General features: G+C 44.1%; 11 protein-coding genes. 4 read left to right on the top strand and 7 right to left on the bottom strand.

The genetic code is table 11. The annotated features are described in order from the left end of the window. Nucleotides 1–397: 397 nt before the first annotated feature. From nqrF to B5F25_RS08230, 7 genes are all read right to left on the bottom strand, one after another. The gene (nqrF, locus tag B5F25_RS08200; RefSeq protein WP_087248876.1) at nt 398–1663 is read right to left on the bottom strand and encodes an NADH:ubiquinone reductase (Na(+)-transporting) subunit F; all 1266 of its coding nucleotides are present in this window, start codon (nt 1661–1663) and stop codon (nt 398–400) included. 19 nt (nt 1664–1682) lie between these two features. Next, complete coding sequence (gene nqrE, locus B5F25_RS08205) at nt 1683–2306, bottom strand: NADH:ubiquinone reductase (Na(+)-transporting) subunit E (protein ID WP_041584217.1); 624 nt, start codon at nt 2304–2306, stop codon at nt 1683–1685. Between the two features lie 18 nt (nt 2307–2324). Further along, complete coding sequence (locus tag B5F25_RS08210) at nt 2325–2963, bottom strand: NADH:ubiquinone reductase (Na(+)-transporting) subunit D (protein ID WP_013616829.1); 639 nt, start codon at nt 2961–2963, stop codon at nt 2325–2327. Between the two features lie 14 nt (nt 2964–2977). Continuing rightward, nucleotides 2978–3655: an NADH:ubiquinone reductase (Na(+)-transporting) subunit C gene (gene nqrC, locus B5F25_RS08215; protein WP_087248878.1), complete on the bottom strand. Its 678-nt coding sequence runs from the start codon at nt 3653–3655 to the stop codon at nt 2978–2980. Nucleotides 3656–3672: 17 nt separating this feature from the next. Next, complete coding sequence (locus B5F25_RS08220) at nt 3673–4836, bottom strand: NADH:ubiquinone reductase (Na(+)-transporting) subunit B (protein WP_087248880.1); 1164 nt, start codon at nt 4834–4836, stop codon at nt 3673–3675. A 139-nt stretch (nt 4837–4975) separates the two neighbouring features. Further along, nucleotides 4976–6328 (bottom strand): Na(+)-translocating NADH-quinone reductase subunit A, encoded by a 1353-nt coding sequence (locus B5F25_RS08225; RefSeq protein ID WP_087248882.1) that lies wholly within the window; start codon nt 6326–6328, stop codon nt 4976–4978. A gap of 165 nt (nt 6329–6493) precedes the next feature. Continuing rightward, complete coding sequence (locus tag B5F25_RS08230) at nt 6494–7867, bottom strand: C1 family peptidase (protein ID WP_087248884.1); 1374 nt, start codon at nt 7865–7867, stop codon at nt 6494–6496. A gap of 371 nt (nt 7868–8238) precedes the next feature. Between B5F25_RS08230 and B5F25_RS08235 the strand changes: the two genes are divergently transcribed. The 4 genes from B5F25_RS08235 to B5F25_RS21610 are packed head-to-tail and all read left to right on the top strand — an operon-like array spanning nt 8239 to nt 14980. Beyond that, a complete protein-coding gene (locus B5F25_RS08235; protein WP_087248886.1) occupies nt 8239–12753 on the top strand; it encodes a translocation/assembly module TamB in 4515 nt (1504 codons plus the stop codon). 7 nt (nt 12754–12760) lie between these two features. Next, nucleotides 12761–13792 carry an agmatine deiminase family protein gene (locus B5F25_RS08240; RefSeq protein WP_022039175.1) on the top strand — a complete coding sequence of 344 codons (1032 nt, stop codon included), beginning with the start codon at nt 12761–12763 and terminating at the stop codon, nt 13790–13792. 43 nt (nt 13793–13835) lie between these two features. Then, nucleotides 13836–14723, top strand: a complete 888-nt coding sequence (locus B5F25_RS08245; protein WP_022039174.1) for a carbon-nitrogen hydrolase — start codon at nt 13836–13838, stop codon at nt 14721–14723. A 32-nt stretch (nt 14724–14755) separates the two neighbouring features. Beyond that, a complete protein-coding gene (locus B5F25_RS21610; protein WP_158100109.1) occupies nt 14756–14980 on the top strand; it encodes a hypothetical protein in 225 nt (74 codons plus the stop codon). The last annotated feature ends 67 nt before the right edge of the window (nt 14981–15047 follow it).

Consider the following 15047-nt stretch of genomic DNA (forward strand, 5'->3'; position numbering starts at 1 on the left):
TAGATTTACATAACATTAACGCATAAGCGAAATTGGAATATAAAAGACGGGTGTGTGGAAGCTGTACATGCTTTCTCAACAGATGAAACTGACGGACTGTTTGCCTGCCGATTATTTGCCTGGATTATCGGGAAGGATTAAATAAAAAATGAATGTCCGCCAACAGCCAATATATACCCCTGAAAAATGAATATATACTGCATTCGCGGTTGAATATATACTGCATTCGCCTACGGATATAACTTCATCGGCAAACGCAGTATTACTGCGTTTTCAACTCGGTCAGATTCGCTAAAGGACATTCATAAAAATATCAAGGAGAATCAGAAACTTACGTTGATTCTCCTTGATATTCAAAGCACCTGTTTAGAACTGTTTTTGATTAAAGCTCTTTATCTTATCCGAAATTGTCGTACATAATAGAAGATGAATCCACTCCCAAGCTATCCAACATATTGACGACAGCTTTCGACATCGGACCCGGACCGCACATATAGTACTCAATGTCTTCGGGTGCCTCGTGATTCTTCAAGTAAGTTTCATACATCACCTGATGCACGAAGCCCGGAGTATATTTCACGCCTGCGGCATCGGCTGCAGGGTCAGGACGGTCAAGCGCCAAATGGAAATGGAAGTTCGAGAAATCTTTTTCCAATTGCAGGAAATCTTGCAAATAGAACACTTCATTCAATGCACGGGCGCCATAGAAATAATGCATTTCACGGTCGCGCGTATTCAATGTACGGGTCATGTGCATAATCTGTGCACGCAACGGAGCCATACCGGCACCACCTCCTACCCAAATCATTTCTTTCTTCGAATTGAATATCGGGTGGAAATCACCGTAAGGACCGCTCATCAGCACCTTGTCACCCGGCTTCAGCGTAAAGATATAAGAAGATGCGATACCCGGATTCACATCCATAAAACCACTGCGGTCGGGCTTGAACGGAGGCGTGGCAATACGGACCGTCAACATGAATACATCACCCTCTGCCGGATAGTTCGCCATTGAATAAGCACGAATGGTAGGCTCCGTATTTACACACTTCAACGAAAACATATTGAACTTCTTCCATGCAGGCAAATATTCATCACCGATCAATGACTTGTCAATATCCTTGTCGTAATCCATCGTAAATGCCGGAATCTTAATCTGTGCATACGAACCGGGGATAAAGTCCATGTGCGCGCCGGCAGGCAATTGCACCTTGAATTCCTTGATGAATGTTGCCACATTCTTGTTCGAAATAACGGTACATTCGTATTCCTTCACACCCAAGACCGATTCAGGCACTTTGATAGCCATATCGCCTTTCACTTTCACCTGACATCCCAAACGCCAATGGTCTTTCTGCTGCTTACGGCTGAAATGCCCTACTTCCGAAGGAAGGATTTCTCCCCCGCCTTCCAAAACCTGGCACTTGCATTGTCCGCAAGACCCTTTCCCGCCACAAGCCGATGACAAGAATATATTGTTTACAGCCAAGGTGTTCAGCAATGTCGAACCAGACTCCACTTCCAACTGGTTTTCTCCGTTAATGGTCAGTTTTACCTTACCCGAAGTTACCAAGAACTTTTTCGCCACCAACAAAATGATGACCAACACCAGAATAGTCACCAGGAATACTCCAATGCTTGCTAATATAAAATTCATGTCCATTGTCTTATTCCTTTCCTTATTAGATGTTCAAACCTGAGAAACACATAAATGCCATAGCCATCAAGCCTACTGTAATGAAAGTTATGCCCAAGCCCTTCAACGGAGCAGGCACATTGGAGTAAGCCATCTTCTCACGAATGGCAGCCAGGCCCACAATTGCCAGCAGCCAGCCTATACCCGACCCCAAGGCGTATGAAACAGAGTCCCATACATTGCCGATAAATTTCGGGTCAGACTCTCCCAAGCCAATGCGTTGCTGCATAAACAAAGACGCACCCATAATCGCACAATTCACGGCAATCAAAGGCAAGAAGATACCCAATGAAGCATACAATGAAGGACTGAAACGCTCTACAACCATTTCTACCAACTGGGTGATGGCAGCAATAACGGCAATAAAGAGGATGAAGCTCAAAAAACTTAAATCAATGCCCAAGATACCGTCTGCCGCAAGCACTTTGGTCTGAAGCAAATAGTTGACCGGTAAAGTCACAACCAATACGAACGTAACGGCAATACCTAACCCGAGGGCAGTTTTTACATTCTTCGACACAGCCAGATACGAACACATACCCAGAAAGAATGCAAAAATCATATTGTCCACAAAGATTGAACGGACCAATAAACTTATAAAATGTTCCATAATCATTACCTTTCCTTATTATTCCTTTTCTTGTAATTCGGGATGTTTCGCACGCTGGTACCATATCAGGCAAGCCACAATAATCAATGCCATAGGCGGCATCAACATCAAGCCGTTGTTCACATATCCCGCCTCCTTAATGGCATCGTAATTCAATATATTGTAGCCTAACAACGTACCTGAGCCTAAAAGTTCACGGATAAACGCCACGATAATCAAAATCTTGGCATAGCCTAAGCCATTGCCCAGACCGTCCAGACAAGATTCCCACGGGCCGTTTGCCATCGCAAACGCTTCAAGACGTCCCATCAAGATACAATTCGTAATAATCAGACCTACGTAAACGGATAATTGCACACTGACATCGTATGCAAATGCCTTCAACACTTCGCTTACGATTGTCACCAAAGCGGCAACCACTACCAGCTGGACAATGATACGGATACGGTTCGGAATCGTTTTGCGAATCAATGAAATGACAACGTTGGAAAATGCCGTAATAATCGTTACGGAAAGCCCCATTACGATAGCCGGTTCCAACTTAGAGGTTACGGCGAGTGCAGAACAGATACCCAATACCTGAACCGTTACCGGGTTGTTCATGCTTATCGGAGTAGAAAACACCTCTTTATTCTTAGCTGAAAATAAACTTCCCATGATATTCGTCCTCCTTATTTAGTAGTTAAAAAATTGGTATAATGGTCCATGCAGCTCTTTAACATCTGGCCTACCGCTACCGAAGTGATTGTACCGCCTGAGATTCCATCCACCTGGAATTCCGGCTTCTCAACCTTCCCGTTCTTCACGACATTCAGACCAACCACAGAACCATCCATGACTTTCTTGTCTTTAAACTCGTTTTGGAAATGCTCGGTAGCGATTTCCGCACCCAAGCCCGGAGTCTCCGAAGCATGAGAGAAATAAGTGCCATACACGGTATTCTTGTCTTCGTTCAGCGCCACATATCCCCAGATGGCACCCCAAAGACCGGCACCGTAAACAGGAATAACATACTTTGTTTCCCCGTCCACTTCACAGACAAAGAGATGAGCTTCTCCTTTTTCTTTATATGCTTTCTCATATCCGGTGACAAAAGCGCCTTCATACGGTTTCAGCGAACCGTCTTCAGCCACCAGCATATCTTCCTTCACCACCTCGGCAAACTTGGCTTCGGGATTCTGCACATCGCGAATGCCCAGTGAAGAAAGAATCTGTTTCTTCGTATCCAACTCAACGTTCTTTCCTTGCAGTTCGCGCAAAGAAGAGTTGACGAAAGCCAGCAAAAACGCTACGATAATAACCAATACCGAAGCATAAATGATAGTATATGAATTACTATTGGTATTCATTGTTCTTCCGGTTTTTTTTAATTGTTAGACATTGCACGTTTGACACGGCGTGAGATATTGTTCTGCACGACAACATAGTCAATCAGCGGTGCAAAAATATTCATCAACAGGATAGCCAGCATCATACCTTCGGGATAACCCGGATTAAGCACACGGATAATGATAGCCATCGCACCTATCAGGAAACCGTAAACAAACTTGCCGTTTTCGGTACGCGAAGAGGTAACCGGATCGGTAGCCATAAACACAGCACCAAAACAGAAGCCTCCCAAACACAAATGTTCGTACCAAGGCATGTGGGCAATGGCGGTATCCGGTCCCCACGTATTGAATACCCAACCCATAAGTGCACCACCTACGAATACGGACAGCATCGTTTTCCAGCTTGCCACTCCCGACCATAGCAGGATAACGGCACCAATGGCGATGGCAATCACGCTAGTCTCGCCGATAGAGCCAGGAATCAGACCGGTCACCATATCCCACGAGAAAGCAGGGCACTCGGCAACCTTAGCCACGCCTAACGGAGTAGCCGCCGTCAACCCATCCACAGTCTTACCCAGACCGAAGATGCTATCACCCGAAACCCATACGGTGTCGCCCGACATCTTGGTAGGATATGCAAAGAAAAGAAAGGCACGGGTTATCAAAGCCGGATTGAAAACATTCATGCCTGTCCCTCCAAACACTTCTTTACAGAATATGACCGAGAATGCTGTAGCGATAGCAAGCATCCACAACGGACAATCTACCGGAACAATCATGGGAATCAGCATACCTGTCACTAGAAATCCTTCCTGGATTTCTTCTTTTTTCCATTGGGCAACAATGAATTCAATGCCTAGTCCCACTACATAGGAAACAATAATCTTGGGCAACACGGCCAGAAAACCATAACCGAACATTTCGATGAAACTTCCTTCAGCACCGGTAGCATGAAAATGCTGATACCCTACATTGTACATACCGAACAACAATGCCGGCATCAGAGCAATGACCACGAACGACATGATACGTTTGCTATCTATCGCATCGTGAATGTGCGTTCCCGTCTTCGATGTGGCATTCGGGACAAACAAAAATGTCTCGAAACCTTCGAATACAGAACGAAAAGCATGGTATTTGCCTCCCTCTTCAAAGTTCGGCTTTATCTTATCCAGATAATTTCTTAATGCGTTCATATTAAAGTTTATTAGTTTATTAGTTTTTGAGTTTGTTAGTTTGTTAGTTTGTAAGTTTGTTGGTTTGTCCATCGCTGCCTGCAAATCAGCTACAACTTAAAAAAACTTAAGAACTTAAAAACTCAAAAAGCCATATCAATTAACACATTTCCTTACGAAGCATATCCAATCCTTCGCGGACAATACGCTGAAGCTCCATCTTTGATGAGCAGACAAATTCACAAAGAGCAAAGTCTTCGGGGGCGACCTCGTATATGCCCAGTTCTTCCATGCGATCGATATCGCCCGCGATAATTGCCTTTATCAAGTATTCGGGCAGAATATCCATCGGAAGGACTTTGTCATACTCGTTAGACATGATCATGTGACGTTCTCCACCTTTCACACGGGCATCCAGAACATACTCTTTCTTTTTGCCCATCAGCCAGTTGAAATACGAATGGCTGGTACTATAATCATTCAGACGAGGCATTATCCAGCCCAGCATTTCGTGCACGTCATTACCTTCCGGTATCACGGTGAGCTGCGAATGAAAGGCTCCTAAAAATCCGTTTACAGGAATTTTCTTCCCGGTCAAGACGTTGCCACTGATACAACGCACTTCCCTCTCCTTATTAATATTACCGGCAAGCACATCGGTCAGCATCGCTCCTACCTTCAATTTGCAATATGCCGGCTTCTTCACTTCCGAACCCGTGATAGCAACGGTACGGGTCAAATCCACCCTGCCCGTATTCATCAGGCGGCCGATAAAGATAACCGCTTGCGGATCAACCGTCCATACGGTCTCGCCCTTATTTACCGGAGCGATGTGATTGATTTGCACACCGACATTACCTGCCGGATGCGGGCCTTCGAATACGGTCAATGTAACGCCTTTCGCTTGAGTCAATGCCTTAGCCTGCTGGCTTGCGCTGATGCTGAGATACACGCCGGCTATCTTAGCCAAAGCATCCAGCCCGGTTTGGAAATTCGCCTCCTCTCCTTTCAACGCGAACTCAAAGTCAGGTGCCAACGGATTCGAATCGAAAGCCGATACGAAAATCGCCCGTGGTGCAATTGTCGGGTCGGCAATTACATCATACGGGCGTTGGCGGATGAATGCAAACAAACCTGCATTCAGCAACAGTTCCTTTACGGTAGTTCCATCCATACGGGTTACATCTTGTTTCCCGAATTCTTCATAGTCTTGTTCTGCGGCTGCTTCTACTGTGATACTCATCACTTTACGGCGTGCGCCGCGTTCCACACTCGTTACTACGCCACTTACGGGCGAAACAAATTTCATCTCTGGGTGATTCTTGTCAATAAACAAGGGCCCTCCAGCCATTACATACTCCTGTTCTTTCACCACCACTTTCGGGATGACTCCCGTAAAATCATCAGGACACAATGCATAAAATCCCGGTTCTTTCACGTTCATCAGTTCCGTAGCAGCTTTTCCTTTCAGGTTTATGTTTAAGCCTTTACGTAATTTGATTAGATTAGCCATATATCAGGTATAAAATGAATATTCTAAGTTCGCGACAAATTTACACAATAATAGGGCAACGAAGAAAGTTTGCTTGCCCGATTACAGAAATATTTCCTTATTCAAGCAAGCAAACAACGTCTTATCACGAATAAACCGCTATTTTGTAATGTAAAGAATACAAAATCAGTATTCTTCGGCAAACATCGGGTCCCATGCCGGAAGAAGGACAGGCTTTTGTTTCAAGATGTCCAGTACACTTTCCGGCACGTATTTCTTTTCTACTACCAGCCGGAACATATATTCGTCAAACCATTCATCAGTCATGATAAGATGTCCGTGATAACCGGCTTCTGCGCCCCAACTGTTTTCGACCATCCATTTCTTCGGTTTGCCGTTGGCATCGAGGTCTACCGCCATCAGGGTCATGGCGTGGCTTGAACCACTTGCAAAAGTCTGGATACGCTGTTTTTTATTCATTCCGAATGAGGTGCCCATCAAAGAAGCATAATCGTAATTGTTCAAGTCGAGTGTACCGCGCTTGCTGTCAAGAAATTTTACCACATCACACGAGAAATACATCATCGTACTATCCTTAATCGAACGGACAGCCATTTCCTTGATGTCTTCTATCGGCAGATTCACATACGTCCAGTTACGCCCATCGTAAGTATGACGGTCGTAATCGATTTCATAACACTTGTAAAACTCGCGGCTCGGGTCATTCATCAACATTACATAATTACCCGTCAAGTCATTACCTAAAAAAGTTTGATAGAAAGAAAGTGGTGTATATTCCTTGGTTTCACCATTTATTGTCCACGTGAAATGTTCAACCGGTTCCCCGAAAGCCAAAGCCAACATCCGGTAAATGGTGCCCATCATCTCTTTTTTCTGTTCTTCCAGTGCAGTTTCCTTTGCTCCTTCCCCGGCAGCTTGACGCAACTGCAATCCGAACTCTTTCAGTTTAAGTCCCAGCAAGTCGGCTATCTGTCCGGTATGCTCGCTGCTATAAGTTTCCGGCATAACCGAAGCAGGTACTACACCATATTTCCCAATAATATCCGAAATGCCTGTAAACTGTCCTCCGTCGCTGATAGGATGCTTAAAAAGCCATTCTACCATTTTGTCTTCCATCGGTTTTTCACGGGTATCAATGATGCCTTGCAGGAAAAGGTTTGCTTTTTCCAGTTGGTCGTAGAAAAAACAATAATTTTGAGAAAATTCCATTTCGTCCAACCCATACTTCGCCATCATCTGTGCCCGAAGTACATTCAGTCCCGTAAACAGCCAACAACGCCCTGATTGTTGCTGGTCGGTAATGCCGTGCGAAACAACACGGTTGGAAAAATGCGTATCAAAATTTGCCAGATTCTCATGGTTCTTTGCCAATACTGAAATGCTGGTCCCTGCCATCGCATTGTAAATAGCCTTATCAGATGGCGTAGGCTTGTAGCTGTCTTTGATGTCTTTCAACAATTCAGGAGTAATCCCCCCTTGCTGTGCCTGTGCCGCAGCCAGCGCCATTGTCATAAGACAGAATGCAATACTTCTCTTCATGTTCGCTATATCTGTTAATTAGATGTAATATTTTTATAAAATCATCGATATATGGATGCAAATATAACAATTTTCTCATATTTCCCCATGCCTTTTCAACGCTTTTTCATTTCAGAGGCTTCAGGAAAAACAGTCGGCTAAAAGCTTCCTCAAACGAACATAAGTGACACGACTGACTTACTTATGTGAAAAGCCCAAGTTACTTATGTGAACCAACCCACCCACTTATGTTCATCAAAAAGCATGCTTGAGCCGTGTCTTTATTGCCCGAATGTGGCATTCATTTTTTAAAAATCTTGAAATAACAGAAGAAAATAAAGCTTACCTCAGCTGATATTTGTACTTTTGGTTAATTTTCTGAAAGCATATATATGAGAAAGGTAATCCACATAAAACATTTTGTCCGTTCTGTTATCATACTGATTTTGGTATGTTACTTCGGATTGATTGCCATATTCAACCTTTCTTTCGTCCAAAAACAAATATCAGACCTTGCTGCCGAAGAGCTAAGTAAGCTCATGAAGACCGAAGTGAGCATTGGCAATATCGATTTAGGGTTACTGAACCGGGTTATCATCCAAAATGTGACGTTAAAAGATCGGGAAAACGAGGAGCTGCTTAAAGTCTCACGTTTTTCGGCCAAAGTGGAAATATCATCTTTGTTGCATGGGAAAATCCGTATCAGCAGTGTGCAACTTTTCGGACTGAATGCACGATTGAACCGCAAAACACCTGACAGCCCTGCCAATTTCCAATTCGTACTTGATGCCTTTGCCTCGAAAGACACGGTAAAGAAAGAGAAAAACATTGACTTGCGCATCAACTCAATATTAATCCGGCGCGGACAAGTGTATTATGATGTGCTTTCCGAACCTGCCACTCCCAACCGTTTCAATGACAAACATATCGGTATCCAGAATTTTTCGGCCACTCTTGCATTGAAAGCTTTGACCAATGATTCGGTCAATGCACAAGTCCGGCGAATGAGTTTCAATGAAATCAGTGGGTTCAGGCTAAAGAAACTTGCCTTGAAATGTATTGCTACTCCACGCTACTTTACCATAAATGATTTGGAATTGCAATTGCCTGAAACCATTCTTTCCATTGACAGCCTGACCGCAGCGTACGACAGTGTACCCCACTTCCCTCATCTGACCAAGAATACCACCTATCAGATGCAGCTGAATGCCCGTATTACACCAGCCGACATATCCATGTTTGTACCGGCGTTCAGCCACTTTCACAGTCCCGTAGAGCTTCATCTGGCACTGGATGGAAAGGGAAATCATACCCGTTGTACCGATATCTTTGTAAGCGGAAACCATCAGACCTTATTGCTGAAAGCCCAAGGTATGATCAATCATTGGAACCGGAAGGAAGACCTTTATCTTTTCGGGCAAGTGTCTCATTTAGATGCCGATGCCCAAGGACTGTCATGGCTTTTCCACAACCTCTCGGACAAAGATTCCATACCCGGTATTGTAAAACATCTGGGAGACGTACATTTCAATGGAGATGTATCAGGCTACCTTCACCAGCTGACAACACATGGCACTGTCCTATCCGAAGCCGGCTCTGTGCGGGCTAACGTAACGATGCATAAACCGAAAGGTGCGTTGTATCATTCTTATTCAGGCAAAATAATCAGTGAGCAGTTAAATTTAGGTGCGTTACTCGGACAGGAAAAAACATTTGGCAATGCAGCTTTCGATATCGAACTGCAAGGATTCCGTTATCAGGACGGGAAACCGGAATCATACATCAAAGGCATTGTTTCGTCTTTGTCTTACAAACAATATGAATACCACAATATCTTACTCGACGGGCAATACACGCCCGGAGGATTTGATGGGAAAATATCAGTAAATGACCCGAACGGAAGTATCGAAATCGAAGGTCATGTCGCTACCCAGCAGGCTATTCCCGATTACAACCTGAAAGCCACCATCCGTCATTTCAACCCTAACAGGTTGAATCTTACAGATAAATATCAAAACACAGATTTCTCACTGAATCTCATGGCAGACTTTACAGGACATTCTGTCGATGACATGAAAGGAAGAATCAGCATTGACAGCCTGATAATGAAGGCACCCGAACCGGAAAAATGCTATACATTCGACCATTTCAGCATTCTGGCAGGAGCAGTTCCCAACAGTGGTGAGAAGCAAATTAAAATCCAGTCCTCTTTTTTAAAAGGAGAAATACAAGGGTATTATTCGTATCGCACGTTGCCTGTAAGTATCCTGAAGACAGTACAACATTACTTGCCTTCTTTACTGGCTGCCGACAAGCATCTTTCTGATACCAACAACAACTTTCGTTTCCATATACAGATAGACAATACAGAGCTTTTATCAAAAGTGTTTGATGTCCCTTTGCTACTATCCATGCCGGCTTCCCTGCAAGGATATTTTGACGACAGCCATACCCGCATCCAGGTACGGGCTTATGCACCCGAATTTACATACAAAGGTGCCTATTACGAATCTGGGACTTTTTTGTGCGACAATACGGAAGAAGGATTGCAATGTCAGCTCCGTACCAATAAACGGATGAAAAAAGGAGGAATGATAAACCTTGCTGTCAATGCGCTGGCCAAAGAAGACCAGTTAAAAGCAACCATTAACTGGGGGAATAATACAGTTAACACTTTTAGTGGACTGATAGATGCCGAGGCATATTTCGAGAAACCGGAATCAGGAGAAAAGCTAAGCACACGTATCAACATACAGCCCAGCCAAATCGTTTTGAATGATACCATTTGGAAAATACATCCTTCGGAAGTTGTCATCGACCAAGGCATCGTAGATGTACGTAATTTTTTGTTCGAACATCAAGACCAATACGTACGCGCCAACGGACGTATCGGTAAATCGGGAACAGACAGTTGCCTGGTCGACTTAAGTAACATCAATCTGCAATACATCATGGATATCATCCAGTTTCATGCAGTCAAATTCAACGGACTGATTACCGGTCGTGTACATCTTCATCACGTGCTGGACAATCCTGTCATGTACACACGACTGGACGTGAAAGGTTTTTCACTGAATGATGCTTTATTAGGCAGAGGCGACATCAAAGGTGAATGGGACAACGAATTAGGAGGCATACGCCTGTTGGCAGACATCCGTGAGAACGAACATTATTCAACTTTTGTTAATGGTTATATTTCGCCTAAAGAAAAAGGATTGGATTTACACATCAAGGCAGGAGGTACTAATCTGGCTTTTCTTCAGCCATTCATTGATGGTATTTTTACCAATATGCAAGGACGTGTATTCGGCAATGTCCGTCTGTTCGGTCCGTTCTCGGGACTGGATTTGGAAGGAAGTGCCCAGGCTGATGCCAGCATGAAAGTAGACATATTGAATACATCTTTCAAGTTACACGCCGACTCTGTGTGTATCCGTTCCGGACATTTCGGATTCGAAAACGTACAAATAGCGGATATGGAAGGTCATACCGGTCTGGTAAACGGAGCCCTCAACCATCAGAAGCTGAAACACTTGACTTATAATTTCCGATTCAATACCAACAACATGCTGGTATATCACACAGAAAAAGAAACCCCTGAATTTCCATTCTATGGAACTATCTACACCACGGGCGAGGTATTGTTACGAGGCGGAAACAATGCACTGAATGTAGACGGCACTTTACGTACTGACCCACGTACATCATTTACGTATGTTACTGCTACGGCGGCCGAGGCCACAAGCAAACAGTTTATCAAATTTGTAGACCGAACGCCACGACGCCAGCAGGAAAACATCCATACAGAAGTATACCATCCCCTTAACATACAGAAAGAAGAGGAAGAAGACGATACCCCTCTTGATATGCATTTAAATTTCCAAATAGAAGCCACTCCTGACGCAACGATGCGCATTATCATGGATCCTGTGGCGGGAGACAACATTTCCGCTAACGGCACGGGAAACCTGCGCATTAATTTTTATAACAAAGGCGATTTTCTGATATTCGGCAACTATAATATCGGAGAAGGTATATATAAAATGAGTATGCAGAATGTCATCCGCAAAGACTTTGTTTTACAGTCGGGAGGTACAGTCTCATTTAACGGCAACCCACGTCAAGCAAATCTGAATGTACAAGCTGTTTATACGGTCAATTCGGCTTCATTGAACGATCTTGTAGCAGACGCATCCTCCACCAAAGGAACTGTACGTGTAAACTGCCTTTTGAATTTAAGCGGTAACCTGACCAGCCCGACACTGAAGTTCGACCTTGATTTGCCCACCGTTAGCGATGAAGACCGCGAACTGGTACGTAGCCTGACCAGTACCGAAGAACAGATGAACACCCAGATTATCTATCTGTTGGGGGTCGGCAAATTTTACACATACGACTACAATAGTAATGCCAACCAATCGGATGCAACCAGTTCACTGGCATTCAGCACCTTGTCCGGTCAATTAAACAATATGCTCTCGCAAGTCATCGACAACCAGAACTGGAACGTAGGCACGAATCTAAGTACAGGAGAAAACGGCTGGAGTGACGTAGAAGCAGAAGCTATTCTTTCGGGAAGACTACTGAACAACAGACTCATTATCAATGGCAATTTCGGATACCGCGACAACGCCATGCAGAATACCAATTTTGTAGGTGACTTTGAGGCTATGTGGATATTGACCAGGAACGGCGAATTCCGCTTAAAGGGTTATAATGAGACCAATGACCGATACTTTACCAAATCTACACTGACAACGCAAGGCATCGGCCTAATGTATAAAAAAGACTTTGACAATTGGCGCGAACTGTTCGATTGGATATTGCTTCGCAGAAGAAAAGACAAGAAGTCTACAGACGAACAACCTGTCGCCCAACAAAAACGAAACAAAAAACAAACTAAATAATTCAGTTATGGGAAAGAATTTTTATCTACCAGCCGAATGGCATGCCCAAAGCTATATCCAGCTGACTTGGCCACATGCCGGAACAGACTGGAACTATATGCTTGAAGAAGTAGAATCGTGCTTCCTCCATTTGGCTCAGGAAATAGCAGCCCGGCAACCGTTGTTGCTCGTGGCTCCCGAATATCCGAAAATACTTGAGAATGTTGACTTCAGGCATAACATTCACTTTATCGCCTGCCCTACCAATGATACATGGGCACGCGACCACGGCTTCATCACAGTACTTCAACAAAATGCCTCCCCACTGTTACTCGACTTTTGTTTTAATGGTTGGGGAATGAAATTTGCCGCCTGTAAAGACAACCTGATTAATATGCATCTGCATGAAAGTGGTGTATTGAACGGGCATTACGTCAATTGCCGCAATTTCGTATTGGAAGGCGGTTCGATAGAAAGTGACGGAGAAGGTACATTGCTTACTACTTCCACTTGTCTGCTGGCTCCAAACCGGAATGATACTTTATGCCGCAATGAAATCGAACAATATTTGAAAGAACGATTCAACCTGTTCCAGGTATTGTGGTTAGATTATGGCTTCCTGGCTGGTGATGATACAGACAGCCATATCGATACGTTGGCACGTCTTTGTCCTGCTCATACCATTGTATATGTACAATGTACCGATGAAAAAGACGAACATTACGGTGCTCTGCACGCAATGGAAGAACAACTGAAGTCTTTCCGCACACTCAACGGAGACCCCTATCGTCTACTCCCAGTACCTCTGCCCGATGCCATTTACGATGCTGAAGGTGAAAGACTGCCTGCCACATATGCCAATTTTCTGATTATGAACGATGCTGTATTATATCCGACATACGCTCAGCCAGAAAAAGACAAAGAAGCTGCCAAAGTATTGAAATCGGCTTTTCCCGACCGGGAAATCATAGGAATAGACTGCCGGGCACTGATACAGCAACATGGTTCATTGCACTGTGTCACCATGCAATATCCCGAAAGCGTATGCCCTTCCTTGTAAAACAAGATTAAATTACTTCACCTTTTATATAATTAAGACAATTATGACAAGAATCATTCGCGTAGGTATCGTACAACAGGCTTGTTCGAACGATATCAAAGCCAATTTAGAAAAACTGCACGGCAACATTGCTTCCGTAGCACAAGCCGGAGCCAATCTGGTCGTATTGCAAGAATTACACAATACTCCCTACTTTTGCCAGACAGAAGATACAAGTTTGTTTGATTTAGCTGAACCTATACCCGGTCCTTCAACAGGCTTTTACAGTGAAATAGCTGCCGCTTACGGCATCGTCTTGGTTACGTCACTGTTCGAACGCCGTGCTCCCGGACTATATCATAACACTGCAGTCGTATTCGAAAAAGATGGGAATATTGCTGGAATCTACCGCAAGATGCACATACCCGATGACCCTGCCTATTATGAAAAGTTTTATTTCACTCCTGGTGATATCGGTTTTGAACCGATTGAAACATCTGTCGGGAAATTAGGTGTACAGGTTTGCTGGGATCAATGGTATCCGGAAGGTGCCCGGTTAATGGCACTGAAAGGAGCAGAACTGTTGATTTATCCCACAGCCATTGGTTGGGAAAGTACGGACACACATGAAGAACAATTACGTCAAATCGGTGCTTGGGTAACTGTTCAGCGGGGACATGCTGTTGCCAACGGGCTACCGGTCATTGCCGTAAACCGTGTAGGACTGGAACCCGATCCTTCAGGGCAAACCAATGGTATTCTGTTTTGGGGCAACAGTTTTGTTGCCGGCCCACAAGGCGAACTGCTGGCACAAGCAAGCAATACAAAAGAAGAAAATCTGGTTGTGGACATAGACATGAACCGGAGTGAAAACGTCCGTCGCTGGTGGCCGTTTTTAAGAGACCGGCGCATTGAAGAATTTGGTGATTTAACCCGTCGATTTATTGATTAGTTTCTTAGAAGCTGTTTTGAATTTATCGTGCGATGATTTGGGATGAGTTTTTGAGGCATTTCCGCTTCTGTGATGAGGAAGATAGCGGGCTATCTGACGAAGAACAGGAGCGAAAAGGACCAAAAAATCGCCCAAAGCACACACGAAAACGGATACATCAAGCCAAGAAAAACTTTTTGGAGAAATTCAAAACAGCTTCTTATATAGTAGGACAAAATTGGTTTGCGAAAATTCCTCAATGCATTGATTCAACATGACCAATGATGTTTCGCATTTCATTTTTGATTGACTATACATATTGTATCCAATTAGTTGGTTCTTAGG

This window comes from Bacteroides sp. An19, assembly GCF_002160215.1.
In the GTDB taxonomy this organism is placed as follows: Bacteria; Bacteroidota; Bacteroidia; order Bacteroidales; family Bacteroidaceae; genus Phocaeicola; species Phocaeicola intestinalis.